The organism is Brevibacterium atlanticum, from assembly GCF_011617245.1.
Lineage (GTDB): Bacteria > Actinomycetota > Actinomycetes > Actinomycetales > Brevibacteriaceae > Brevibacterium > Brevibacterium atlanticum.
In genome coordinates, this window is record NZ_CP050152.1 from 3069806 (window position 1) to 3095336 (window position 25531).

General features: G+C 65.8%; 22 protein-coding genes. 5 read left to right on the forward strand and 17 right to left on the reverse strand.

The window, feature by feature from the left end:
* Positions 1-7 precede the first annotated feature (7 nt).
* The 8 genes from GUY23_RS13730 to GUY23_RS13760 all read right to left on the reverse strand — a co-directional run bounded on the left by GUY23_RS13730 (position 8) and on the right by GUY23_RS13760 (position 5286).
* The gene (locus GUY23_RS13730) at positions 8-1315 is read right to left on the reverse strand and encodes a M20 metallopeptidase family protein (RefSeq protein ID WP_166973176.1); all 1308 of its coding nucleotides are present in this window, start codon (positions 1313-1315) and stop codon (positions 8-10) included.
* 73 nt (positions 1316-1388) lie between these two features.
* Positions 1389-1748: a HepT-like ribonuclease domain-containing protein gene (locus GUY23_RS13735; protein ID WP_166973178.1), complete on the reverse strand. Its 360-nt coding sequence runs from the start codon at positions 1746-1748 to the stop codon at positions 1389-1391.
* Positions 1738-2043 (reverse strand): nucleotidyltransferase family protein, encoded by a 306-nt coding sequence (locus tag GUY23_RS13740; RefSeq protein WP_166973180.1) that lies wholly within the window; start codon positions 2041-2043, stop codon positions 1738-1740. Before GUY23_RS13740 ends, GUY23_RS13735 begins: the two co-directional genes overlap by 11 nt.
* Before the next feature lie 66 nt (positions 2044-2109).
* Positions 2110-2244: a hypothetical protein gene (locus GUY23_RS18790; RefSeq protein ID WP_266096808.1), complete on the reverse strand. Its 135-nt coding sequence runs from the start codon at positions 2242-2244 to the stop codon at positions 2110-2112.
* 45 nt (positions 2245-2289) lie between these two features.
* Positions 2290-2622 (reverse strand): DJ-1/PfpI family protein, encoded by a 333-nt coding sequence (locus GUY23_RS18640; RefSeq protein ID WP_228282846.1) that lies wholly within the window; start codon positions 2620-2622, stop codon positions 2290-2292.
* A 24-nt stretch (positions 2623-2646) separates the two neighbouring features.
* Positions 2647-3105, reverse strand: a complete 459-nt coding sequence (locus tag GUY23_RS13750) for a holo-ACP synthase (protein WP_166973182.1) — start codon at positions 3103-3105, stop codon at positions 2647-2649.
* A gap of 88 nt (positions 3106-3193) precedes the next feature.
* Complete coding sequence (glmS, locus tag GUY23_RS13755) at positions 3194-5068, reverse strand: glutamine--fructose-6-phosphate transaminase (isomerizing) (protein ID WP_166973184.1); 1875 nt, start codon at positions 5066-5068, stop codon at positions 3194-3196.
* A gap of 47 nt (positions 5069-5115) precedes the next feature.
* Complete coding sequence (locus GUY23_RS13760) at positions 5116-5286, reverse strand: hypothetical protein (RefSeq protein WP_166973186.1); 171 nt, start codon at positions 5284-5286, stop codon at positions 5116-5118.
* A 14-nt stretch (positions 5287-5300) separates the two neighbouring features.
* Between GUY23_RS13760 and coaA the strand changes: the two genes are divergently transcribed.
* Positions 5301-6338, forward strand: coding sequence for a type I pantothenate kinase (gene coaA, locus GUY23_RS13765; protein WP_166973188.1), 1038 nt, complete (start codon positions 5301-5303; stop codon positions 6336-6338).
* A 274-nt stretch (positions 6339-6612) separates the two neighbouring features.
* Complete coding sequence (locus tag GUY23_RS13770) at positions 6613-8475, forward strand: ABC transporter ATP-binding protein (RefSeq protein ID WP_166973190.1); 1863 nt, start codon at positions 6613-6615, stop codon at positions 8473-8475.
* 201 nt (positions 8476-8676) lie between these two features.
* Here GUY23_RS13770 and GUY23_RS13775 read toward each other — a convergent pair whose 3' ends face one another.
* The 4 genes from GUY23_RS13775 to rplM all read right to left on the reverse strand — a co-directional run bounded on the left by GUY23_RS13775 (position 8677) and on the right by rplM (position 12670).
* Positions 8677-9453: a PDDEXK family nuclease gene (locus tag GUY23_RS13775; protein WP_166973192.1), complete on the reverse strand. Its 777-nt coding sequence runs from the start codon at positions 9451-9453 to the stop codon at positions 8677-8679.
* Positions 9454-9829: 376 nt separating this feature from the next.
* Entirely contained in the window at positions 9830-11182 is a 1353-nt protein-coding gene (glmM, locus tag GUY23_RS13780; RefSeq protein ID WP_166973194.1) for a phosphoglucosamine mutase, read from the reverse strand.
* A 502-nt stretch (positions 11183-11684) separates the two neighbouring features.
* The gene (rpsI, locus tag GUY23_RS13785) at positions 11685-12194 is read right to left on the reverse strand and encodes a 30S ribosomal protein S9 (RefSeq protein ID WP_166973196.1); all 510 of its coding nucleotides are present in this window, start codon (positions 12192-12194) and stop codon (positions 11685-11687) included.
* A gap of 32 nt (positions 12195-12226) precedes the next feature.
* Positions 12227-12670 carry a 50S ribosomal protein L13 gene (gene rplM, locus GUY23_RS13790; protein WP_166973198.1) on the reverse strand — a complete coding sequence of 148 codons (444 nt, stop codon included), beginning with the start codon at positions 12668-12670 and terminating at the stop codon, positions 12227-12229.
* A 268-nt stretch (positions 12671-12938) separates the two neighbouring features.
* Here rplM and GUY23_RS13795 point away from each other — a divergent pair, with 268 nt between their 5' ends.
* Complete coding sequence (locus tag GUY23_RS13795; RefSeq protein WP_166973201.1) at positions 12939-15596, forward strand: hypothetical protein; 2658 nt, start codon at positions 12939-12941, stop codon at positions 15594-15596.
* Positions 15593-17887 carry an alkaline phosphatase family protein gene (locus tag GUY23_RS13800; RefSeq protein ID WP_228282343.1) on the forward strand — a complete coding sequence of 765 codons (2295 nt, stop codon included), beginning with the start codon at positions 15593-15595 and terminating at the stop codon, positions 17885-17887. Before GUY23_RS13795 ends, GUY23_RS13800 begins: the two co-directional genes overlap by 4 nt.
* A gap of 164 nt (positions 17888-18051) precedes the next feature.
* Here the strand turns inward: GUY23_RS13800 and GUY23_RS13805 are convergent, their stop codons facing one another.
* The 3 genes from GUY23_RS13805 to GUY23_RS13815 all read right to left on the reverse strand — a co-directional run bounded on the left by GUY23_RS13805 (position 18052) and on the right by GUY23_RS13815 (position 22320).
* Complete coding sequence (locus tag GUY23_RS13805; protein ID WP_166973203.1) at positions 18052-20667, reverse strand: bifunctional metallophosphatase/5'-nucleotidase; 2616 nt, start codon at positions 20665-20667, stop codon at positions 18052-18054.
* A 196-nt stretch (positions 20668-20863) separates the two neighbouring features.
* Positions 20864-21718 carry a tRNA pseudouridine(38-40) synthase TruA gene (gene truA / locus GUY23_RS13810; RefSeq protein WP_166973205.1) on the reverse strand — a complete coding sequence of 285 codons (855 nt, stop codon included), beginning with the start codon at positions 21716-21718 and terminating at the stop codon, positions 20864-20866.
* The gene (locus tag GUY23_RS13815) at positions 21715-22320 is read right to left on the reverse strand and encodes a LemA family protein (RefSeq protein ID WP_166973207.1); all 606 of its coding nucleotides are present in this window, start codon (positions 22318-22320) and stop codon (positions 21715-21717) included. Before GUY23_RS13815 ends, truA begins: the two co-directional genes overlap by 4 nt.
* Positions 22321-22530: 210 nt before the next feature.
* Between GUY23_RS13815 and GUY23_RS13820 the strand changes: the two genes are divergently transcribed.
* The gene (locus GUY23_RS13820) at positions 22531-23712 is read left to right on the forward strand and encodes a glycosyltransferase family 4 protein (RefSeq protein WP_228282344.1); all 1182 of its coding nucleotides are present in this window, start codon (positions 22531-22533) and stop codon (positions 23710-23712) included.
* A gap of 134 nt (positions 23713-23846) precedes the next feature.
* Here the strand turns inward: GUY23_RS13820 and GUY23_RS13825 are convergent, their stop codons facing one another.
* Both GUY23_RS13825 and GUY23_RS13830 read right to left on the reverse strand, forming a co-directional pair.
* Positions 23847-24416, reverse strand: coding sequence for a cysteine hydrolase family protein (locus GUY23_RS13825; protein ID WP_228282346.1), 570 nt, complete (start codon positions 24414-24416; stop codon positions 23847-23849).
* Positions 24417-24489: 73 nt separating this feature from the next.
* Positions 24490-25491: a hypothetical protein gene (locus GUY23_RS13830; RefSeq protein WP_166973209.1), complete on the reverse strand. Its 1002-nt coding sequence runs from the start codon at positions 25489-25491 to the stop codon at positions 24490-24492.
* Positions 25492-25531 lie beyond the last annotated feature (40 nt).

The window sequence follows — 25531 nt, forward strand, 5'->3', positions numbered from 1 at the left end:
GTTGTTCTCAGTCCTCGGCCAGCTGTGCGAGCCTGCGGCCGGCGAGATGGGCGAGGAACAGTGCCTGGTCGGCCAGTCCGTCGTCGCTGTGGCGAGCGCGTGGTGAGTGATTGGCTTCGCGTTCGTCGACCGGCAGGTTCGGCAGCGCCACTCCGAAGTGTCCGTAGGCGCCGGGGACGGCGTCGAGGACGCGGGAGAAGTCTTCGGAGCCGGGCAGCGGGTTGGCTTTGCGCACGGTCCGCTCCTCACCGAAGAGGTCGGTGAAGGTGGCGAGGAAGAATTCGGCTTCGGCGTCGTTGTTGATCGTCGGGGGAAGGATCTGCTCGTAGTCCACCTCGGCGGTGAGACCGTGGGCGGCGACGAGGTCACGGACGAGGTTGGGCAGTTCCACCTCGGCGCGGGAGGTCACGGCTTCGGAGAAGGTGCGGACGCTGACGACGAGTTGAGCGTAGTCGGGAATGACGTTCGGGGCGGTGCCGCCGTTGAACTGGCCGACGGTGACGACGAGCGGGTCGAAGATGTCGAAGCGGCGGGTGACGTAGTCCTGCAGCTGGCCGACGAGCATGGCGCCGACCTGGATGGGGTCCTTGCCGGTGGCGGGGCGAGAGGCGTGTGTGCCTTTGCCGTGAACGGTGATCGTCATCTTCGAGAAGGCTGCCATATAGGGCCCGGGGCGGGAGCTGGCGACACCGAGGTCGGCGTCGGCGGAGACATGGATGCCGAAGGCGGCCTTGACGCGGGGACCGGCGGCGTCGAGGACGCCTTCGTCGATCATCTTCCCCGCCCCGTCGTAGCCTTCTTCGCCGGGTTGGAACATGAACACGACGTCGCCGGGCAGGGAGTCGCGGTCGCGGTGGAGGAGTTTGAGCGCGCCGACGAGGCCGGCGGTGTGGAGGTCGTGACCGCAGGCGTGCATCCTCCCCGAGGTGGACGCGAAGTCGAATCCGGTCGCCTCGGTGACGGGCAGTCCGTCCATGTCCCCGCGCAGGAGCACGGCGGGCACGACGCCGGTCGAGTCCTCCCTGCGGGCGCCGCCGCGGAGGACGACGGTGATCGAGGATAGGTTCACGCCCGTGCTCACTTCGACGTCGAGGCCTTCGATGGCGTCGAGGACGAGCTTCTGCGTCACGGGCAGGTCGAGTCCGACCTCGACGTTCTCATGCAGTGCGCGGCGGAGGGTGACGAGTCCGGGCGCGATGTCTGCGGCATCCTCGGCGGTGGGCAGGTGGATGACGGGTGCTGCAGCAGCGGCTGTGGGGGTATCTGCGTCGTTCGCGGTGGGAGTGTTGTCGGCATCGTTGGGAAGAGAGCTCATGGTGCTGAGTCTATTACCCGCCCGACGTCGGAGGATTGCGACCGAGCATTAGTCTTGCTCCCCCGTGGTGCTGTTACAGCCCCGCAGCGCCCCTGGCCTCTTCGACAAGCTGATTGAGAATCGTGATCAAGCCGGGGATTTCGTTCGTGGTCGCACGCCAAAGTATTTCATAGTCGATGTCTCCATACTCGTGGGCAAGGACATTCCGCATCCCGACGATTCGCTCAAGTCCAGGCACTCGAGAAGCGGTATCTGCATCGTCTCTGCGAAGGCGTTTCAGCGCCTCACCCAGAATCTCCAATTGGCGCTCGATCGCCGAGCGAACGACGAGATCGGAGTTGAATTCTGTTTCGGTCTTGCCGCCCGCGAACTCACGGACTAACTTAGCCGCTTCAGCTGCATCCCAGAGATGCGCGCCTGCTTCACGCCGCATAGACGTCCTGCGCACTCCCGAACGCGGCCGCTTTGAAGAAGGGGTTCTTCACCGAGCGTTCCGTGACCAGATCGACTCGCCGTCCGACTATCCGCTCCAGCTCAGACTTCAGATCGAAGTAGTCGTGGAACAAATTCTCCCGACCCGGTTGAAAAGTGACGAGGAAGTCAATGTCGCTCGTCTCCGGGTTGAACCGATCAGTGAGCACGGAACCGAAAATGCGAAGTCGTTCCACACCGAATCTTTCGCAGGCGCTCCTGATTGCGTCAGTGTCGAGTACCACGGCGGATTTCATACATCTATTCTCCCAGATCGAGAGCGACTCAACCAGACCGCCGACAGTTCGCTGCGAATCCGACCCTCACACCAGACCGTGGTGGGCGGCAAAGGGATCCCAGTCGGAATCGGTGTGGATGTCGAGCTCGATGTCGCGCGCGACGGTCGCTGCCGCCTCGGCGCCGTGGAGATGGGCGATGAGTGCGGCGGTCATGTCCATGCCCGCGGCCGCTCCAGATGAGGTCCAACGATCACGGTCTTCGACTCAGCGCGCCTGCGGTATCCAAGTGACGTCCTCACCGTGTTCGGACGCCCAGGTGAACGCCTTCTTGTTCGACGTCGCCCGGTACCCGTCGAGCAGGCCCGCCGCCGCGAGGACTGCCGATCCGGTGCACACCGAGGTGATGAGCTCGGCACCGGCCGACCAATTCACGAGGCTGTCGAGGAAGCGTGGGTCGTCGACCAGCTGTCGGGTGCCCATCCCGCCGGGGACCATGACGATGTCCGGGGTGTTCGCGATCTCAAAGGGCTTGGAGGCGATGACCTCGACGCCCTGGGCACTGCGCACACGTCCCGGCTGCGTCGCGACATAGGTCAGGCCCCGGGCGCCAGTCCTGGGGCCTCAGTCTTCCGGCCGAAGAACTCGTCCGTACATCGAATGGGTGAAATGCTCGGCGACGCCCTCGATTCCGGGGCTCAGCGAGGGCCCCTCCCCCTCGGCGATGACGAACGTCATCGTCAGGTGCGCATCGTGGGTGATCGAGAGGTGGATGTTCGTCCCGCCGATGCGTTTGAAGTGTTCGAGGACGAGCCCACGCAGACGGAAGCTGGGCGCACCGGAGCGGGCGGGGACCACCTCGGCGGACTGCCAGGGCAGCCACCCGGGGAAGCCGATCGCCTTCTTCAACGCCTCCTTCGCGGAGAACCGGGCCGCCAAGGACGCATCGGTGCGGCGTTTGCCGTTGCGTTTGAGCTGCTCGCCCGGCGTGAGCAGTCGGTCGAGGAGTTCGGGCACGCGTTCGATGTGCTCGGCGAAGCGCGGCACATCGGCGATGTCAGTGCCGATCCCCAGAATCGCCATATTCGCCCCTCCTCAGAATCCACGGCGGCAAAGCCGATCAGGTACGCGGTACCGGGACGGAGCTTTCCGTACCCGGCACCGAGGTGGGTCACTCGACGGTGACCGACTTCGCAAGGTTGCGCGGCTGGTCGACGTCGAGGCCCTTGGCCGTGGCGAGTTCCATCGCGAAGATCTGCAGCGGAACGGTCGTCAGCAGCGGCGCCAAGAGCGTCGTCGTCTCCGGAACGGCGATGACCTCGGAGGCGAACTGGTCGACCTCTTCATCCCCTTCCTCGGCGATGACGACGGTGTTCGCACCACGGGCGCGGACCTCCTGGATGTTCGAGATGACCTTCGCGTGCAGCGAATCGCGGCCGCGCTTCGAGGGCACGACGATGATGACGAGCTGACCGTCGTCGATGAGCGCGATCGGTCCGTGCTTGAGCTCACCGGCCGCGAAGCCCTCGGCGTGGATGTAGGCGAGCTCCTTGAGCTTGAGCGCACCCTCCATCGCCACCGGGTAGCCGACGTGACGACCGAGGAACAGCACCGAGCCGACGTCCTTGTTCCGGTCGGCCAGGGCGAGGACCTGCGCCTTCGTATCATCGAGGATCCGCTGGATCTTCGCAGGAATCGTCTGCAGTTCGGAAAGGATCGTGGCGATCTCGTCGCGGAACTTGTTCCCCCGCAGCTGGGCGAGGTAGAGGCCGAGCAGGTAGCAGGCGACGACCTGGGACAGGAACGCCTTCGTCGAAGCCACGGCGATCTCCGGGCCGGCGTGCGTGTAGAGCGCAGCGTCTGATTCGCGCGGAATCGTCGAGCCGAAGGTGTTGCAGATCGCGATGACCTTCGCGCCCTGCTGACGGGCGTGGCGGACGGCCATGATCGTGTCCATGGTCTCCCCCGACTGGGAGATCGCCACGACGAGGGTCTTCTCCGTCACCACCGGATCCCGGTAGCGGAATTCGTGGGCGAGCTCCACCTCGGTGGGGATGCGGCACCAGTGCTCGATCGCGTACTTCGCGACCTGACCGGCGTACGCGGCGGTGCCGCAGGCGATGACGACGATCTTGTCGACGGTCTTGAGCACGTTCTCGTCGATGTGCATCTCATCAAGGGTCAGGTGGCCCTCGGTGTCGAGGCGGCCGAGCAGAGTATCGGCCACGGCCTGCGGCTGATCGTGGATCTCCTTGTCCATGAAGGAGGCGAAGCCGCCCTTCTCCGCCGAGGCGGTGTCCCAGTCGACCTCGAACTGCTCACCTTCGACGAGGTTGCCCTCGATATCCGTGATCGTGACCTCATCGGGGGTGATCGTCACGACCTCGTCCTGACCGATCTCCACGGCGGTGCGGGTGTAGTCGATGAACGCGGCGACGTCGGAGCCGAGGAAGTTCTCGCCCTCGCCGAGGCCGATGACCAGCGGCGAGTTCCGGCGGGCGGCCACGACCTGACCGGGCAGGTCGGCGTGGACGGCCAGCAGAGTGAACGCACCTTCGAGCTGGCTCGCGGTCACGCGCATCGCGGCGGTGAGGTCGCCGGTCGCACGGTAGTTCTTGGCCAGCTGAGCGGCGGCCACCTCGGTGTCGGTCTCGGAGAGGAACTCGACGCCCTCGGCGACGAGGTCCTTCTTCAGCTGGGCGAAGTTCTCGATGATGCCGTTGTGGATGAGCGCGAGCTTGCCGCCGTCGGCCAGATGCGGGTGCGCGTTGAGATCGGTGGGTCCACCGTGGGTGGCCCAGCGGGTGTGGCCGATGCCGGTCTGCGCGGCCGGCAGAGGATGGGCTTCGATCTCCTCGGTCAGGGCGGAGAACTTCCCGGCCTTCTTCGCCGAGGCGAGTTCGCCCTCAGGCGTCACGAGCGCGACCCCGGCGGAGTCGTAGCCGCGGTATTCGAGCCTCTTCAGCCCACCGAGAACGACGTCGAGCGCCAGATGATCGGCATTGTCAACGGGGGCCTTGGATACATAGCCAACGATTCCACACATGAGGGAGATTTTACGCACTCCCGCCGATTCTCGCGCATTCCGGCGAGTCACGATCCGGTCAACGTGACGAACCGCACGCGGGGGCGGACGACCACCTCGGCGACGGGGCGATCACGGGCACCGACGACCACCTCGGCGATGAGGGTCGTCGGCCGCCTCCGCGAGGATGGGTACGGCAGTCGACAGCCACCTCGGCGATGGGGGCGAACATGACGCATGACACAATGGTCGAATGAGCCATGTCGACCCTCAGCTGGACCGTGCGCGCCGCCTCGCCGGTCTGAATACCGGACGCCGCCTCGAGTCCGAATCGGTGTCCCCGTTCTGGGAGTTCGACCGGGAGGTGTGGGGCACGCTCGCCCAGGCCACTCCCCTGCCGTTGAAGCAGCGTGACATCGAGAGGCTGCGCGGCCTCGGCGATCGGATCAACCTCGACGAGGTGGCCCAGGTGTACCTGCCGCTGTCGCGGCTGCTCAACCTCTACGTCTCCGCCCGGCGGGCCAAACACGACATGACCAGGGAGTTCTTCTCCCCGCTTCACGATCGCGGCTTGGAACCGCAGGAGGCCAAGCGAACGCCGTTCGTCATCGGCGTCGCCGGGTCCGTCGCCGTGGGCAAGTCGACGACGGCCCGTGTGCTGCGCGAACTGCTGGCGCGCTGGCCCGACACCCCGCGGGTCGAGCTCATCACCACCGACGGGTTCCTCTATCCCAATGCCGAACTCGAACGCCGCCGCCTCAACGGGCGCAAAGGGTTCCCCGAATCCTACGACCGGCGCAAGCTGCTGCAGTTCATCGCCGCAGTCAAGGCCGGATCCCCCGAGGTCCGCGCGCCCGTGTACTCCCACCACACCTACGACATCGTCCCCGGCGCCGAGGTGGTCGTCCGGTCCCCCGATGTGCTCATCGTCGAAGGCCTCAACGTCCTCCAGCCGGCCCGCCCGCGCAGCGACGGCACGCTGGGTCTGTCGATCAGCGACTACTTCGACTTCTCCGTCTATGTCGACGCCCGGTCGAGGGACATCCGCGAGTGGTACGTCTCGCGATTCCTCAAACTCAAGCACGGGGCTTTCCAGGACCCGGACTCATACTTCCACCGGTATTCGAAGCTCGGCGACGATGAGGCGATCACCCTGGCCACGGAGATCTGGGACTCGATCAACTTCCCGAACCTGCGTGAGAACGTCCAGCCCAGCCGCGGTCGCGCCGACCTCGTGCTCCACAAGTCCGCTGACCATACGATCCGGAAGGTGCAGCTGCGGAAGCTATGAGGCGCGGTTGCCGCGGGCGGCTCAGCGGGCCTCCTGTACGGACCTCTCGTACAGGGCATTCGCACTGTGACCCACTTCGCCAGCGGGTGAGGAAATAGTTTCGCCTCCCAGACAGTTGCACTGTGTGCACTGTTCTATTCTTCGCCGGCGGGCCACCCGCCCACGGCGGCGACCGGATGCGGGCGATCCCTGCATCGCCACGGGTGGTCCCTCACGTCACCGCTCGTGATCCCCATGGAACCTCGGTCGCATCGGCAGCAGAAAGGGGCCCACCATGAGTATGCCCTCCGCGCACCGTGTGATGTACACCTCGGTCAAGACCCAGAAGACCCCGCAGACGTCCATCCAGCCGGGCATCTACCGCAGAATCGCCGGGTACGCTTCTCGGCACAAGCGCAAACTCATCGTCTTCCTCATCCTCTCCGTCCTCACCGCAGGCATCGGCGTCCTCAACCCGGTGCTCGCCGGCGACGTCGTCAACGCGATCACCGGCGGCGGCCCCGTGGCCACAGTGGTGTGGCTGGCCATCGCGATCGGCGGACTCGCCATCGTCGACGCCGCGATCTCGATCACCAACCGGTACCTGTCCTCCCGCATCGGCGAGGGACTCATCTTCGACCTGCGCACGGCCGTCTACGACCACGTCCAGGCGATGCCGATCGCCTTCTTCAACCGCACCCGCACCGGCGCCCTCGTCTCCCGGCTCAACACCGACGTCATCGGTGCACAGAGGGCGTTTTCCAACACTCTGTCCGGCATCGTGTCGAACTTCGTCTCCCTGGCACTGACCGTCGGCGTCATGGTCACGATCTCGTGGCAGGTGACCGTGATGTCGATCCTGCTGCTGCCGCTGTTCATCATCCCCACCCGCATGCTGTCGGGCAGGCTCGCATCCCTCCAGTTCGAAGCCGCGAACAACTCCGCGGACATGTCGACACGGATGACGGAGCGGTTCTCCGCAGCCGGTGCCACCCTGATCAAACTCTTCGGCAATCCCCGCAAGGAGAACGAGGAGTTCGCCGACCGCGCCGGGCAGGTCCGCGACATCGGGGTCAAGGTCGCGATGCTGCAGTCGACCTTCGTGTCCTCGCTGACCCTGGTGTCAGCCCTCGCCCTGGCCCTGGTCTACGGCGTCGGCGGTGCGCAGGCCGTGCTCGGCAACCTCAATGCCGGTCAGGTCGTGACCCTGGCGCTGCTGCTCACCCGCCTCTACACTCCGCTGACGATGCTCGCCAATGCCCGCCTGGATATCCAGAGCGCGGTCGTGTCGTTCCAGCGCGTGTTCGAGATCCTCGACCTCGTGCCGTACTTCAAGGAACCTGAGAAGCCGAAGGCCCTGCCTGCCGGCGGGTTGGACGTGTCCTTCGACCATGTCGACTTCGCCTACCCGAGTGCCGAACAGGTCAGCCTGGCCAGCCTCGAGGACGTGTCCGTGCTCGACTCCCGCAGCGGCGACGAAGTCATCCACGACCTCAGCTTCACGATTCCGGCCGGGCACACGGTCGCCCTCGTCGGGTCCTCCGGTGCCGGCAAGTCGACGATCGCGTCGCTGCTGCCCCGCCTCTACGACGTCACGGGAGGCACGATCAGCATCGGCGGAGTCGATGTGCGGGACCTGTCGTTCGCCGATCTGCGCGAAGCCGTCGGTGTCGTCACCCAGGACGGCCACGTCTTCCACGAGTCGATCCGCGCGAACCTTCAGCTCGTCGATCCCGACGCCACCGAGGAGCAGATGTGGGACGCGCTCACTCGCGCACAGCTGCGACGCGTCATCGATACTCTGCCCGACGGTCTGGACACTGTCGTCGGTGAGCGCGGGTACCGTCTCTCCGGCGGTGAGCGTCAGCGACTGACGATCGCCCGCATGCTGCTGGCCAGTCCGGAGATCGTCGTCCTCGACGAGGCCACCTCGGCGCTGGATTCGACGAACGAGGCCGCGATCCAGCAGGCCCTGGCCCAGGCGATGCACGGGCGTACGGCACTTGTGATCGCGCACCGGCTCTCAACGGTCCGGCAGGCCGATACGATCCTCGTCGTCGAGGCCGGTCGCATCGTCGAATCCGGGACGCATGAGGAACTTGTCAGCCGCGGCGGTCGCTACGCCGAGCTCTACGCCACCCAGTTCGCCGCGAGCTGAGCCTCGGGCCGACTGCCCCTCGGGCTTCAGGCCACGCGAAACTCGAAAAGCTCGTCGCCAGTGACGATATTTTCGAGATTCGCGCGACCTGAGCGGAACTCGCTGCGATGCGGCACCCTGAAAGGCACTGGTTTTCGCGCGATCCGCTGCTTGCCAGTTTCGTGTGCGCCCCATCGCACATTCCCGCGCAGAGTTCGCCGACTACACCGTCTGCGCACTCCGCCTCTTGACGCTCTCCTTGATTCGCAGGAAGAGGTCGCCGCTGAAAAGATCCTTCCAGGTGATCCTGAAGACCTGGTAGCCCAGATTGCGCAGCGAATACTCCCGGCGGCGCTCATGCTCGAACGCCCGCTTCGGATCGGCTCCGTCGAGGTAGTACTTCCCTGCACCATCGAACTCAGCGATGACACGCGCCTTCCGATTGGCGAAGTCGGTCCGCGCGACGAAGTCGCCGTTCTCATCACAGATCACCACCTGCGGTTCGAAGCCCGGTACTGAATATTCGACGAACCGAACCGCGGTGATCGATTCGGCCACAGATTCCCGCCGACCATCGACATTCGCGAGAACCGCGTCGATGCGTCGCTGGCGGGTTCTCACAAGGTTGCGAGCACAGTAGTCTGCGAATTCTCGCGCAGAGGTGAGATTCCGACGGATCGCCTCGTCCACGACGGCGACGGCGAATGCCAGAGGGCAGTCACGGGCAACGTCGCGCAACGTCCGAGGCAAGGTGGTGACCCTGCACCTGTCGACGACTTCGATGCTCCCCTCCAGAGGCCTCTTCCAGACGTGCACGAAGGAACGCTGCGCCCCGACCTCCGGATGGGCGAACTCCACACGGGTTGGCGGCCCCTTCTCGGAGTACGGGATCGAGAGGCCGTGGACGATCAGAGCGCTCCGGTGAGAGAAGGCCGCTCCATCCGGCAGATCGTCGACATAGGATCGCACGAGGATGCGCAGATCTTCGTTCCGCTTCATTGCCCCTCCCGTCTCCTGCGGCAAGGTGGTTCCAGGTGCCGACCCGACAGTCGAGATGACTCGATGCGCCGGATCGTCGCAGACCGCCGTCACCACGTAGATACCGCGACGGACTCTCCTCAGGCAACAGCGCTCAGCCAACCGAAGCTGGTGGGAGCTCAATCCAGCGGCGCCGAGCTCTGCCGACGTCAGACACGCGAACATAGACCCACCATCGCGGTGCGTGGCACCCGTGCGCAAGGGCGAGAGAATGGCCTGTGGATAACTGCGTACTCGAACACACAGGCTCAGGTAACGCGAAACTCGAAAAAGTCGTCACTGGCGACGACTTTTTCGAGTTTCGCGTTACCTGAGGGCAGCAAAGCCCCACGGTCGGTTACAGCGCCAGGTGCTCCTTGACCGAGGCAGCGAGGCGTTCGGCCTGCTCGGTGGCGGTGTCTTCGGTAGCAGCCTCGACCATCACGCGGATGAGCTGTTCCGTGCCCGAGGCGCGCAGCAGCACCCGCCCGGTGTCGGCGAGTTCGGCCTCGACGGCGGCCACCTCGGCGGCGACCTGCGGGTGATCGACGTTGTTCTTGTCCACGCCCTTGACGTTGACGAGTGCCTGCGGCAGCTGCGGGATCTCCGCGGCGAGGTCGGCCAGAGTGCGCTTGGCATCGGCCATCCGCTTCATCAGATGCAGGGCCGTCTGCACACCGTCACCGGTCGTACCGTGGTCAAGCATGAGCACGTGCCCGGACTGCTCTCCGCCGAGGGCATACCCGTCAGCAAGCATCCGCTCAAGTACGTACCGGTCGCCCACAGCCGTCTGGACGGTGTTGATGCCGTACTTGTCCATCGCCTGCTTGAGCCCCAGGTTCGACATGACGGTGGTGACGAGAGTGTTCCCGCGCAGTTCGCCGAGCTCCTTGAGTCCGATGGCAAGGATGCCCATGACTTGGTCGCCGTTGACGACCCGGCCGAGGGCATCGACGGCCAAGCAGCGATCGGCGTCACCGTCGAAGGCCACACCGAGGTCGGACTGCGTCTCGACGACGAGACGCTGCAGCGGGCCGAGGTGGGTGGAGCCGACTCCGTCGTTGATGTTCAGGCCATCGGGTTCGGCGGCCGAGACGATCACCTCGGCGCCGGCCTGGCGCAGAGCGGCGGGTCCGACGATCGACGCGGCACCGTTGGCGCAGTCGACGACGACCTTGAGACCGGACAGGGGGCGCACACCCTCGGTGTCGAGGCAGGCGACCAGATGCTCGGTATATTCGTCGGCAGCGGCCGGGTAGCGGGAGATGCGCCCGATGTCCGCGCCGGTCGGCCGTTCCCACTCGTCGTCGAAGATCGCGATGATCTCATCCTCGACCGCATCGTCGAGCTTCTTGCCGCCGGCGGCGAAGAACTTGATGCCGTTATCGGGCATCGGGTTGTGCGAGGCGGAGATGACGACGCCGAACGCGGCTCCGGTGTCCTTGACCACCTGCGCGATGCCCGGTGTCGGCAGCATTCCGGCATCGAGCACGTCGACACCGGTCGAGGCGATGCCGGCGCTCAGGGCCGCCGAGAGGAACTCTCCGGAGACACGAGGATCACGTCCGACGACAGCGAAGGGGCGCTTCTCCCCGCTCCAGCCGCGGCTGAGCACGCGGGAACCTGCGACCGAGAGCTGGAGCGCGAGTTTGGCCGTGATGTCGCGATTGGCCAGTCCGCGCACACCATCGGTGCCGAAGAGTCGAGACATGTGGGGATCCTTTCGTCAATGTCGGAGTCGATCTTAGTCGATTCCCTCGCCGAGGCGGCTGATCGCAGCCGTGGCCCCGGCAGTCAGCGCAGCGATTGCGGGTTGGTACGGGCTCGTTCAAGGCGGAGCGCACATATCGACCGGCGAACCGTTCGATGGATGCGCGGCGGCTTGAACGACGGGTTGCGGCGCGTGGGGCAGTCGATAGACGCGCTGCGGCTTGAACGACGGATCTGCACGACACACTTTGGCGACCGGCCAACGGCCACCGGCGACCAGCGACCGTGCGCCACCGCAGCTGAGCCGCAACAACCGCAGCTGCGCCGCCGCAGCCGGACCGCCGCAGCAACCGCACAGCGCCGCAGCAGCCACACCGCCGCAGCTGGATATGAGAAATGCGGCCCCGAACGAGGTTCGGGGCCGCATGCTCAAGTTCGTCGAACCGAACTGTCGATGACTGCGACTCAGTGGCAGACCAGTCGCAGCTTCTCGAACAGGTTGATCAGCGCTTCGAGAACTGAGGTGCCTTGCGGGCCTTCTTGAGTCCGGCCTTCTTGCGCTCGGGGACGCGAGCGTCGCGGCGCAGGTAACCGGCCTTCTTCAGCTCGGCGCGGTTGGACTCCGCGTCGATCTGGTTGAGCGAGCGAGCCACGCCCAGACGGACGGCTCCGGCCTGGCCGGAAGGTCCACCGCCGGAGATGCGCACGATGACGTCGAAACGTCCACCGAGGTCCAGCAGGGTGAAGGGCTCGTTGACGAGCTGCTGGTGCAGCTTGTTCGGGAAGTACTCTTCGAGAGTACGTCCGTTGATCGTCCACTCACCGGTGCCGGGAACGAGGCGCACGCGAGCAATGGCCTGCTTGCGGCGGCCCACTCCGTTGCCGGGAGCGGTCAGGGACTGTCCACGTCCGCCAGCGGTGCTTTCGCCCAGGCCGGCAGATGCGGGAGTCTCGGAAGTGTATTCGGTGATCTCTTCTTCGACAGATTCTGTCGCGTTGGTGGTATCAGCCACGGTTCTCCTCGGGATGTCTAGAGCTCAGGCGCTTACTGCGCGACCTGGCTGAGTTCGTACGGCTGCGGATTCTGAGCGGCATGCGGGTGCTCGGCACCTGCATAGACCTTCAGCTTCTGCATCTGGGCACGTCCAAGACGATTCTTCGGGACCATACCGGCGACAGCCTTTTCGACTGCACGCTCGGGGTGAGTGGCGAGGAGCTCGGCGTAGTTGACGCTCTTGAGGCCACCCGGGTAACCGGAGTGACGGTAAGCGCGCTTCTTCTCGAGCTTCGCACCGGTCAGCGCGACCTTATCGGCGTTGATGATGATGACGAAGTCACCGGTGTCGGTGTTCGGAGTGAACGTGGTCTTGTGCTTGCCGCGCAGGAGGCGTGCAACCTGCGAAGCAAGGCGACCGAGCACCTGATCAGTGGCGTCAATGACGTGCCACTGGTGCTCAATGTCACCGGGCTTAGCTGTGTACGTACGCAAAAGTAGCCTTCTTTTCGTATCTTGTTCAGTGCAGCGCCGGATCCTCATCGGGTCGTGAGTCCAATGGGTCTCAAGCGCTGGTTGTCTTCAATCGGGTGAACCTATCGACGCATTCCCCTCACCTACGGGCCTGCAACGCATGAGGCTATGTAAGGGAGTGCGACAAGCACACACAACGACAATCAAATATACATGGCTCCCAGCCCGGGGAGCAAACGCTCAGAGCGGTCTCAGGACGGGCCGAAACCCGAGCCGATAGTATTGATCTGTGCCGACTCACTCCAGCCTGCTCCCACGACTTCCCGTATTCAGAATCCTGGTGCTGGGCCTCCTGGTCGGGCTCGTGACGATGGGACTCGGACTCTCCCCCGCCTCGGCGGATGGAGTCACGACGGCGTCGTCCTCGGAGAGCAGAACCGCCTCGGCGGAGGGATCGACCGCCGCGCAGGGGTCGGACGGCAGCGCCGGGGCCACCTCGGCGAATGCCTCGACGGACCCGGCGGGGAAGACGATCGTCTTCGGCATACCCGGCCTGACCATCAACGATATCGACGCACAGCGCACCCCGAACCTCTACCGCTTGCTCTCCGAGGGGGCCGCGGCGAACCTCAATGTGCGCACGATCGGCTCGGCCACCTGTCCGGCATCGGGGTGGCTGTCCTTCGGCGCCGGATCCCGCGCACAGGCCGGCCCTTCCCCCGACGCCGAGGCGGCAGATGCCGACGATTCGGCCCGCTGCCCGGCGATGATCGCCCCGACCACGGACGTCGAGACCGACTCGGTCGACTCCGATGAGGGCGCCTCCGAGCCCATCCACGAGGGTGAGTCCGCGACCGATTCCGCGGGAGAGAGTGACGAAACTCATGCCGGGAGATCCGTAGCCGGGGCGACCACGGCGAGAATCGACGGCTTCGACTCCGTCAAGGAGCCGAACAGCAGGTCGGGCTACTCCGTGGACTACGGGATGCTCGCTCGTGCCGTGGCCGAGCATGGCAAGGTCGTGCCTGACGGGACGTCGGCCGAGGCCGAGGACTCGCTCCTCGAACCCTGCGTCGCCGCCGAAGGCCCGGGCGGCGCCTACGCCGCCGCCGACGAGGACGGAGTGGTGACGAACTATGCCGAGGATGCAGGCGCCACGGACTGCCGACTCGACCTCGTCGACCTCGGCGCCATCGGCATTCGGTCGTGGCTGTACGACCCGATCCCGAACTACTCCTACACGGTGCCGCCGAACGTCGACCGGGAGGACCGCGTCGCCGAGGCGGACCGCCGCCTCGGCGTCAAGCTCGAGGAGGTGCGGGAGAACGCGAAGGACGGGGCGGCCGATCCGACGGTCATCGTCGCCGGCCTCGGCGACAGTTCGGGGCTGCCGCAGCTGCGTGCCTTCATCGCCTCCGGTCCCGGCATCGAACCCTCATCCCTGTCCTCACCGACGACCCGAACTCCTGGGCTGCTGCAGATCACGGACCTGGCCCCGGGCATCCTCGACCTCCTCGACGTGCCATCGTCGAGCGGGATCAGCTTCACCCAGACTGCGACCGATGACGATCCGCAGACCCGCATCGACGACCTCGTCGCGCATGCGCAGAAGTCGACGTCGATCTATGCGCACCTCTCAACGTTCTCGATCACTCTCGACATCGTCTTCTACTGCCTCTTCATCGCCTGCGGGCTGCTGCTGAGCCGGTCGATCCTCGGCCGCCGAGGCGGGGCCACCCTGGCACCGCTCGTCCACCGATCATTGGGCTGGGTGTCCCTCGGCATCGCGGCCCTGCCGACGGGGGCCTTCCTCGCCGGACTCATACCCTGGTCGCGGATGAGCCAGCCGGATCTCGGTCTGCTGCTGTCAGTGCTCGGCACCGCCGCCGCGCTCTTCGCGGTCTCGCTCATCCCGCCGTGGGGACGGTCCTGGCGAGGCCGGGTCGGAGCCCTGTCCGCGGCGAATGTGCTCATCCTCGCCACGGACCTGGCGACCGGTTCGCACCTGCAGGCGAATTCCCTGCTCGGCTACAACCCGATAGTCGGCGGCCGCTACTACGGCCTCGGCAATCAGGGGGCCGCGATCTTCATCGTCAGTCTCTTCGTCTTCCTCGGACTCCTCGTCTCCTGGCTGCGGGCTCGCGGCCGCCGCAAGGCTGTCATCGTCGTTCCGCTCATCATCGGACTCGCCGCGGTGTTCGTCTCCGGCAATCCCTCGTGGGGTGCGAAGTTCGGCGGCACGATCGCGATCCTCGCCGGTCTCATGGTGCTGCTGGCGCTGCTGTCGAAGATCCGCCTGTCCCTGCTGCGTCTGGGGCTCATCGGGCTGGCGTCGCTGGCAGTGCTCATCGGCATCGCGTTCCTCGACTGGCTGCGCCCGGCCGGTTCGCGTTCGCACTTCGGCACCTTCTTCGACCAGATCGTCACGGGTGAGGCGCTGCAGGTCATCGGACGCAAGCTCGGCGCGAACCTCCACATCATCCAGATCAATCCGGCGCTGGCGATCGTCACCCCGCTCGCGGTCATCGCGGTCCTCTTCTTCCTCCGCTACCTCATGGTCTTCCCCCGGTTCTCCGCGAACGGTTTCGGCGGCAGTGGGCACGACGACGGTGGGCACGGCGGCAGCGGCGACGGCGGCAGTCGTGCCGGGCGGCTGGCGAACAAGTGGCGGGGCAAGCTGCCGCAGGTGTTCGCCGACTCCGACCTCCACTACGGGTTCCTCGCCGCGGTCACCGGCCTCGGCGTCGGTCTCGTGCTCACCGATTCCGGTGTCGCCGTGCCCTCGACCGGAGCCATGGTGCTCCTGCCCTTCCTGCTCGCGCTCAGCGCCGACCACGCCGAGGACACCGTGGCCGGACCGCGCACCCGGCCGAACTCGGGCGATGACGAAACTTCCACTGACACTCACACTGACTCCGTCACCGGTGCCGAGGAGGTGCGCCGATGACCACGCGCGTTCCCACCACCGCGGTTCGGGTCCTCCTCGGGGCACTTGCCGTCGTGCTCGTCCTCCTCGGTCTGCCGCAGGCTGCCACAGCGACCCAGGTCCACGCGTCGGATCGGTCGTCATCGAACGGCAGGGCCGCCTCGGTGAGTGCCGGATCGGCTGCCGACGCACAGGGCGGGGCCGCGGATTCGGGCGGGGCCGCCTCGGCGAAGGAGAACGGCGCCGTGTCGGTCAGCGTTTCCGGATTCAGCTTCGAGGACCTCGATCCGCGCACGACCCCGCACCTGTGGGTGATGATGAAGAACGCGCAGATCGGGACGATCACTCCGCGCAGCGTGCGGTCAACGAGCTGCCCGGTCGACGGCTGGCTCGGGCTGGGATCGGGCCGGCGGGCCGCCGACGAACCCCGCGATCAGTGCCGCGAACCGGCCCCGCCGATGGACGGCTGGGTCGCCGATTGGGACGTGTATGCGCAGGTCGCACGCGGTGACAACTACGATGCCGCACTCGGCTCCCTCGCCGAGGCGGTCCCCGACATCCGTTCCTTCGGCAACGGTGCCGCGATCGCCGCCGCCACCCCGACCGGGCATGTGAAGAACTGGTCGCCGGTGAGCTCTCAGCTGGGATCGGACGTGGCGAAGTCGGCCGCTGATGGGGAGCTCACCCTCGTCGATCTCGGCAACACCGCCGCCGACGGGTATTCGCTCAAGAAACTCGACGCTCAGGTCGGGGACATCCTCGAGGCGACCGGGTGGATGGACGCCGATCGGCCGAATCGGATGGGTGAGGGGCGCACGCCGATCGTGTTCTCCTCGATCGCCGATGGCGCGCACAAGGGGTCGTCGATGCAGGCGACGATGATGCTGCGGCCCGGCCAGTCTGCCGGCCTGCTGACGTCATCGTCGACGCGGCAGCCGGGGCTCGTGCAGGTGCCGGACCTCGCGCCGACCCTCGTTCAGCTCTCCGGAGCCGAGGAGATGGACAACGCCGCCGGTGCGCCGATGACCGTCGGATCGGAAGGGACCGATTGGAAGGTCCGCTATCAGGCCGTGCTCGACCGGCAGGTGGCGGTGAAGACGCAGAACGATCTGTCGACGTGGTTCTTCCCCGTCGTCGCCACGCTCATGCTCGGGCTGCTGGCTCTGGCATGGTTCCTGCGGAAGAACCATCGCGAGCTCATCCATTCGGCGGCCTACCGCCTCGGCGTCGTGTTTGCGGCGATGCCGATCTCGACGTATCTGGTCAATACGGTGCCGTGGGAGCGGGCGACGAACCCGGATATTGCTATGCTCGGCGCGCTGGTCGGGTGGTCGCTGCTGCTGGGAGTCTTGGCTCTGCTCGGGCCGTGGCGCAGGCACAAGTTCGGGCCGGTGCTCTTCGTCTCGGTGATCACCGTCTGTGTGCTCGCCTATGACGTGATGACCGGTTCGCAGCTGCAGATGTCGACACTGCTGGGTGAACCGCTGCTCATCGCCTCCCGGTTCTACGGGATCGGCAACTCGGCGTTGGCGCTGTACTGCTGTGCGCTGCTCTTGGCCGTGGCCGGGTTCGCGTCCCTGGTGACGAAGCCGTTGCACCGCGTTCTCATCGTCACGCTGCCCGTGCTCGCCTCCTGCGTCATCCTCGCCGCACCGGGTCTGGGCACGAAGTTCGGGTCGGTGCCGACCCTCATCATCGGCGTGGCCTACCTGGTGCTGGCCGCGGCGAGTATCCGCTTCTCCATCAAACGTCTGGGACTGACAGTCGGCATCGCCGGATTCGTCATGCTCGCGGTGCTGTTCCTCGACTGGCTTCGCCCGGCTGACCAGCGCACACACTTCGGCCGGTTCTTCGACTCGATCATCAGCGGTCAGGCGTTGGGCGTGCTCGCCCGGAAGATCGGGATGAACATCGACATCCTCACACAGTCGTGGATGACGCTGGTGCTGCCGCTGTTCATCATCGGCGTCTTCTGGCTCGCACTCGACCCGCACCGATTCGGTCTGCGCGGGATCGAGGACACCTACCGGCGGATTCCGCTGCTGCGAGCGGCGGTCATCAGCCTCGCGATCCTGCTCGGAGTCGGCACCGTCATCAACGACTCGGGCATCGTCGTGCCGGCCGTCGGCGTCCTCTTCCTCGTCCCGATCCTCGCGCACCTCGAGACGTTCCGCGCCGGCCTGCCGCGGGTGCCTGAGGGTGTTGGTGTGGCCGCCTCGGGCGACGGGGCGGAGTCCGGCGATGCCGGCGTGGCCGCCAAGAGCGACACGGCGGAGTCCCGCGACGCTGCGGACGACGAATCCCGCAGCTAGCTACCCGCAGCATCCATCACCGTCAGCCGCAGCGCCCACACTTCGCGCCATTTCATCGCAGTAGCCGTAGAACTTACCGAAGCACCTGTGCGACAAGCCGCTCAGATGAGGACGTGTCGCTGCCGGTGAGGGATGCTCGGCAACGTCAGCGTCAGCTGTCGGTGTCAGCTGTTGATCTTCCGACGACGGACGAGCGTGACCGCTGTGCCGCCGGCGACGATGAGCGCCAGAGCCGCAGCGACGATGTTGAAGGTCTCGAAGCCGGTGCGCGGCAGATCGCCGCCGTCCTTCGAACCGTTCGCATCCGAACCAGAGCCGTCAGCAGAACCGCCCTCGGCCGAGGCGTTCGCACCATCAGCGTCGGCACTCGCCCCGTCGGCCGCGGATGAACCGTCCGCACCGCCGTCCGCACCGCCGGCCGCACTGTCGCCACCATCGGCATTGCCGCCGTCGGCACCACCGTCAGCAGCACCGCCGTCGGCCGACCCGTCGTCACCTGCGGAGGCATTCGCGTCGTCGCCGACCGCAGCTTCGGCCTCGAACTGATGCGCCAGCGGCAACGGGTTGTCATCCCACCAAGGGCCCTCGGCATTCGCCTGCAGGCTGACCTTGACGGTCACCTTGCCGGAAGCGTCCTTCGGCGCCGTCACGGTCACGGGAGTCTCGGACTTCCCTGCCGGGATCGAATCGAGCGTGATCGTCTTCGCGTTCTCGGCCTCGGCACTGACCTCGGGAGCGTCAGCGGAAGCCGACTGGGTCGAGGACTTCTCGACAGCCTCGGCGGTGTATCCGTCCGGCAGATCGACGGTGACATCGACCGGACCTGCCACCTTCGACTTCGCGTCCGTTTTGAGGACGAAGTCGGCACTCTCACCGGGGTTGACGGCCTTCGGGCCGGTCAGCTCTGCGGTGAGATCGCCGCTGTCGATGACGTCCTTGGCCGCATCGGCCTGGCGTTCGTTCTTGTCCGGGGTGACGTCCTTGCCCTCGTCCTGATGTTTGTTGAAGTAGTTCTCCCAGGTCTCGAAGTCGGTGAGACCGGACTGTTCGAAGTCGCCTTCGGCGAACGAGAAGAAGTTGTCACCACCGGCGGCGAGGAAGCTCAGCGTCGCGACCCGGTACTCCTTGTCCGGGTCGATCTCTTCGCCGTCGACCTTGACCGACTTCACGTGTTCGCCCTGGTTCGCGTTCGAATCGTAGACGACGTCGAGGTCATCGGAGATGCCCAGGTGCAGGAATGCCCGCGAGGCATCCTCAGGCTGCCACTGCTCCTCGAAGAGACCGATGACGTCTTCGCCCTTCATCGTCACGACGCCGTGGTCGTTGGCGAACGGCAGCACACTGTTGAGCTCCGCGACGGTGACTTCGCACTCGTCCTCGGTGTTGTAGATCTCATCGCAGAGCAGGTCGGTGCGCAGACCGCCGGGGTTCGTGATCCCGAAGTCGGCCTCCTCCAGCTGGGTCTCCTCGACACCTTCCTTGAGTGCATCCGCAACGAGGTTGCCCAGCGTGGATTCGGCACCGCGGTCTTCCTCGCCGTCCTTCTTCGCACGCGTGATGTCCTCACTGATCGTGCCGGAGACCTCGGAACCGAGTTCCTTCGCCTTGTCTTCGGCGGCGCTGACGATTTCGGCGACCTCGTCGACGACTGCGGAGTCGTAGCTCTTGTCCTCGGTCTCGATGAGGTCGAGTCCGTCGGCCTGCCAATCGCCGTTGCCGTCGGAGCGCATCGTCACCCGACCGACATATTCGCCGTAGCTGCCGGCTTCGATGACGGGACGGGTGCGATCGGGCTCCCCGGGGACCGGTGCTTCGAAGGCATAGGGCAGGTGGGTGTGACCGGTGAACATCGCGTCGACCGAGGCATCAGTCTCGGTGACGAGCTTCTTGAATTCGGCGTTCGAGGCTTCCGCGTCCTCGAGGCTCTCCGTGTTCGTGGCGCCGAGGTGGGCCTCGACGACGGTCATGTCCGGTCGTTCCTCGTCAGGCAGTGCTTCGATGTCCTCGGCGACGCGGTTGACGGCGTCCGTGGGGTCGCCGAAGTCGATGTCGGCGATGCCGTCAGGAGAGACCAGCGAGGCGGTGTCCCGGGTGACGACTCCGATGACGGCGATCTTCACACCGCCGACGTCGATGACGGAGTATTCGTCGAGTCCGTCGACGACGTTCTCTGTTCCTTTGTCATAGACATTGGCCGCCGAGTACGGGAAATCGGCTTCGTCGCTCACGCGTCCGGTGAGGTCGTCGAGGCCTTTGTCGAATTCGTGGTTGCCCACAGCCGCGGCCTGCACGCCGATCGCGTTGAGGACGTCGAGGGTGGGCGAATCGTTCTGTGACGACGAGGTATAGGTGGAGGCGCCGATGTTGTCACCGGTCGACAGCATCGCAGTGCCCGCGTTGTCGCCGCCGGTGCCGAAGTCGGCGCGCTCTTCCTCGACCACCGAAGCGACCTGCGTGCCTGACTCGGAGATGCGTCCGTGGAAGTCGGTGATGTTGAGCAGCTGGACCTTGGTGCCTTCGGGCGCAGACTGGGCATCGCTGTCGGAGTCCTGCGCGTCGTCGGCGGGACTCTCCGACGTCGCGGGCGTGCTGCCGCCGGACGAGTCGCGCGATGACTCGCCTGTGTTCGCCGGAGCCGAATCGCTCGAGGACGCTGCGCTGTCTTCAGTCGAGTCTCCGTTTCCCAGGCTGGGCGCCGCGACGACCGGCGCGAGTCCCGGCAGTGTCAGCATCGACACCGCAGCACCCGTGGCCAGCACTTTGGTCACAAGTTTCGACATGTATTCGGTTCCTTCGATCGTCAAGTCGGGCGCACATCAACCGTGCTTGTGGAGATGAAGCCGGATTCCATCCTGCAGTGTCAATGCGAACTGTGAGTTACCTTAATGTGAATCTACACAGGATTCTCACAACTGGGAAGAGGAATTCTCCCATATTGCTGACATCGATCAACCGATCCGGACGATCACACCCCGATCATTCCTGGTCGCGGCGGGCCATCGTCTGTGAAGCGCGAGCAGCGTAGTCCTCGGGTGCGGGGTACCCGACCTCGGTGAGGACGAGCCCTTCGGCGGACGTGACGAACATGGGCACGTCCGGGGTGATCCCGGCGTCCGCCTCGGCGATGAGTTCGGCCGGCCGGGTGACCGGCCAGCTGCCCGACCCGACTTTGATCAGCCCGCCGACCAGGGCGCGGACCATGTGATGGCAGAAGGCGTCGGCGCGCAGGTCGATGACGATGACCGCGTCCTGATCGCGTTCGACGCTCAGCTCGTAGAGGGTGCGGATCGTCGTGGCGCCCTCACGCGGTTTGCAGAAGGGCAGGAAGTCGTGCAGACCGTGGACCTCAGCAGCGGCTTCGGCCATGGACTCGGCGTCGAGTTCGCCCTTGTGCCGGGGAGTCACGGCGGTGAGCAGAGGGTCGATGAACGACCGGTGGTCGGCGAGTCGGTACTGATAGGACCGCCACAGTGCGGAGAACCTGGCGTCGAAGGTCTCGGGCACCTCGGCCACGGCGTGGATGACGATATCGGGGAAGTCCCCGGCGGCGAGGACTCCGCGCAGACGTGAGAGCAGGGCCACCCCGGCGAGGCGATTCGACCGCCCGACGAGCTTGTCGACGGCGGCCTCGTCCAGGTCGATGTGGACGACCTGCCGGCGGGCGTGGACGCCGGCGTCGGTGCGGCCGGCGACGACGGTGGCCACCTCGGTGCCGGTGATGCGGGCGAGCCCGGATTCGACGGCGTCCTGCACGGTGCGCAGGCCCGGCTGCTTCCCCCAGCCGTGGAAATCCGTGCCCTGGTAGCCTAGGTCGATGCGGAATCGAGTCACGAGACGACCTTCGCCGAGGTGGTGCTGCCCTCGTCGTCGGCCACCTCGGTGAACGGCTCGCGGGCCCGGAAGACGCCCTGGAACAGGCGGGAGATCGGACGCATCCGCTGCCGGTGATAGCGTTCGACGTTCGTGTTATAGAACCGAGCACCCGCGAGGATCCGCTCGGTGAGCACCTGCAGCTGACCGTGCAGGAGACCGATCGTCGTGTCGATCTCCTCATTGACCGCCGCGGTCTGCGAACGGGCGAAGTCCGAGGACAGCGACTTCTCCGTCCGCGCCGACGGGATGAGCGCGGCATCGTTGACGGCAGCGGTCAGAGCGTTCTCGGCGGCGGCACCGCGGTGGTCGAAGGGGGCGCGTTCGGCCGAGGCGAGCGCGAGTTCGAGCCGGGACAGATCCTGTCCGGCGATCTGCTGGAGTGTGCCGATATAGGCGGGCACGAGGGCATGGCGGGCGCGGATCTCGCCGATGAGCTGGCGCTTGGCCTCATCGCACAGCGACCGTGCCATAGACAGTTGGTTGAAGCGCAGCACCGTGAGGACGACGAACATGACGACCAGGGCGGCGAGGACGCACCCGCCGACGATGTACCAGCCCACGGCCACTCCCCTCGCCTGTGTTCTTCTCGGATGATGCGTGCACAACCGAGCTTTTCCGACACCTCAGTTTACGCGGGGTTCAGACTCGTCGCGAAAGGGACACTACGTGGACACTCAGGTGTACTGCCTGCGGTCGATTTCGGCCAGAAGTCGCCGACGCGTCGCCTTCGGGTCACGCTTTGGTCACCGAAGAGGTCTTGGCTGGGAAACGTGAGAGTAGCGATCATTGCAGAATCCTTCCTCCCCAATATGAATGGGGTCACCCACTCACTCCTGCGGGTCCTCGACCATCTGGCCGACCGTGGCGACGAGGTCCTCGTCATCGCCCCGGGCACTCGCAGGGACGGTCCGAAGGAGGTCGCCGGTGCCCGCATCGTCAGGGTTCCCTCGATCGCCTTGCCGAAATACCGGCGCATCCGCGTCGCCCCGGGCGGGGTGACCCGCATCCGCCGGCTCCTGCAGCGCTTCGCCCCCGACGTCGTCCACCTCGCCAGCCCTTTCGTGCTCGGCTGGCGCGGGGTGCTCGCCGCGCAGACGCTCAACCTCCCGACCGTCGCGATCTACCAGACCGAGGTGCCTGCCTACGCTGCCCGCTACGGCATGCACGGCATCGAGGCGATGCTGTGGAACCACGTCCGCAACATCCACCAGCATTCCTCGCTCACGCTCGCACCGTCGAGCTACACAATCGATCAGCTGGAGGGACTCGGTGTCGACGAGGTGGCCCTGTGGGCCCGTGGGGTCGATTCCTCCCGCTTCGACCCCGGTCATCGTTCCGAGGCGTGGCGCCGATCCGTGGCCCCGAACGGGGAGAAGATCATCGGCTTCGTCGGCCGGCTGGCGGCGGAGAAGCAGGTCGACGATCTCGCGGTGCTCACCGATCTGCCCGGAACCAAGGTCGTCATCGTCGGCGACGGACCGTGGCGGACGCGTCTGGAACGGTCGATGCCGAATGCTCACTTCACCGGGTTCCTCGGCGGGGACGCCTTGGCGCAGGCGGTCGCCAGCTTCGATGTCATGGTCGCTCCCGGCGAACTCGAGACCTTCTGCCAGACGATCCAGGAGGCCATGGCCTCCGAGGTTCCCGTCATCGCCCCAGCTCGCGGCGGACCGCTCGACCTCGTCGACTCTTCCCGCACCGGTTGGCTGTACACCCCGAAGGATCTCGGTGCCATGCGTGCGCACGCCGTCGACCTGCTCGGTGACGAGGCGAAGCGTCGGGCCTTCGGCGTGGCCGGGCGTGAACAGGTGCAGTCACGGAGCTGGAAAAGCGTGTGCTCGCAGCTCGTGGGCCACTACTCGAGGGCGATCGAGAATCCGGCGCCGCAGGTGCTCGGACGCGGGTTCGCGTCGATGGTCAACTCCCGCCTCGAGGACACCCTGCCCTTCTGACCCGGTATTCCGCCGCTCCCCCTCTGCCTTCCGCCGACCGCTCACGTTAGCGACGTTGTGCGGTGAGCGGTTGTCGCCAGCGCAAGCGGTCGGCGAGTGAGGCGCCGACCTCAGTGCAGCAGCAGGAACGTACGTCAGCCGAGGCTGGCGATCCAGTCCTGGACAGTCGTCACAGTCGCCTGTTTCGGGAACACCTTTTCGGTGAGCAGCCGATGGACCTCGGGGTCGCGGTCGGCACAGGCATCGGCAAGCACGGTGAGTTCGAAGTCGAGGTCCGCGGCCTGTCGCACGGTTGAGAGCACGACCCCGCTTGTGGCGACTCCGGTCAGCACCAAGGAGGAGGCCCCGTACCCGCGCAGTAGCACCTCGAGGTCACTGCCGGTGAACGCGCTGATGCGCCGCTTCGTCACGATCGGCTCACCCTGATGCCGGTCGAGCGTCTCATGAATGCTCGTCGAGGCATGGGCCTCATCGAGATCCCCGTGCGCGGCGATCTGCGCGAATGATGCGGTCGCGGCCAGCTCCGGTTGGCCCTCGCGCAGCGCCACCCGCACCCACACCACTGGAATGTCGTGCCCGCGTGCGGCGGCAACGGCGTCGCGTGCGCGTTCGAGGACTCCGGTGGAGGTGAAGGCCTCGTCCCCGGCGATACCATTCTGAAAGTCCATGGCCAGCAGGACGGTTCGATCAGCGTCAGTCATCATGTCTCCTTCGGTTCGCGAGAGGTTCGGACCCTCTTCCGACGAGGCTACTCCTTGCTCCGGATGGTCCGCTGGGTTACGGCTCAATGCCTCCTGAAACCGAATGAACATCGAAGACCACCCGCCCCTTCCGAGCTGCCTCCCTCCGAGAACGAATCCGGCGCAGCAGATCGCGGGCCACCGACTGCCCGGGCACAAACAGCTCTCCGTTGTCGACCGCAAAACGCGCTGGTACCGTTGGTGAAGCAACGTCATGCCCCGGGCTACCGGATAATCCCGGCCTTTGGGAAGACGGCCCCCTGGCGAATGCGGAAGCACCCAGGGGGTGCTTCATATTCAAGAGCTTTCCGTCGACAGCATCGATCACCGTCAATCTGCCCTCGTTCACAGCTGGCAAGATGAACCTCCCGTCATCACGCGCGATGTTGCGCTGCACCGCCCACGAGACTACGTCCGCAGACCACAGCAGCGGTTCGTCGCCCATCCGCCCGTGGGTGAACGCGACATCAGGGTGAATCGCACCCGACCTCCGCAATCTGTCGACTACCCGCTCATCAGCGCCGTTGAGCCTGTGGTCCCTATTGTTGTCCGCGACGATCCCGCGAACAGCCTCCTCTCCGGTACCGCTAGTGAGGTGACGGACGAGCCGGTCCAGACACAGTGCCCTGGCCCGAGCAATATCGCCTTGGGAGCTGCCCGCCAACGGCAGCTTCACAGCAATGACATTCCACTCTGATACCTGAGTGATCACTTCGACCATGTCCACGATGTCACCGCGGTCGGCGAGAGTTCCGCGGAACTTCTTGTTCGTATGCCAATACGTACTGCCGGCTAAGTCCACCAGTCGCTCGCGAATGGCATCCAAGCGAGCGTGAGAGAAGATGACAGCGGCCATCTGATAGAACGAAACCTCCTCACCTGCCGGGCCCTCCCCCACACTGGTCGGCTGCCGCATCGACTCGTCGACGAACGCGATCGGGTTCGGGGACGCGGCGAGGTAGAACCTCTCCAGTACAGGCGACCGTAGGCTTGGGCTCGACATGTCTCCGCTTTCATCCGGGCTGTCATCCAGCAACATTGCTTTGATCCGATGACGTGCCAGCACTCTACGGGTCGCC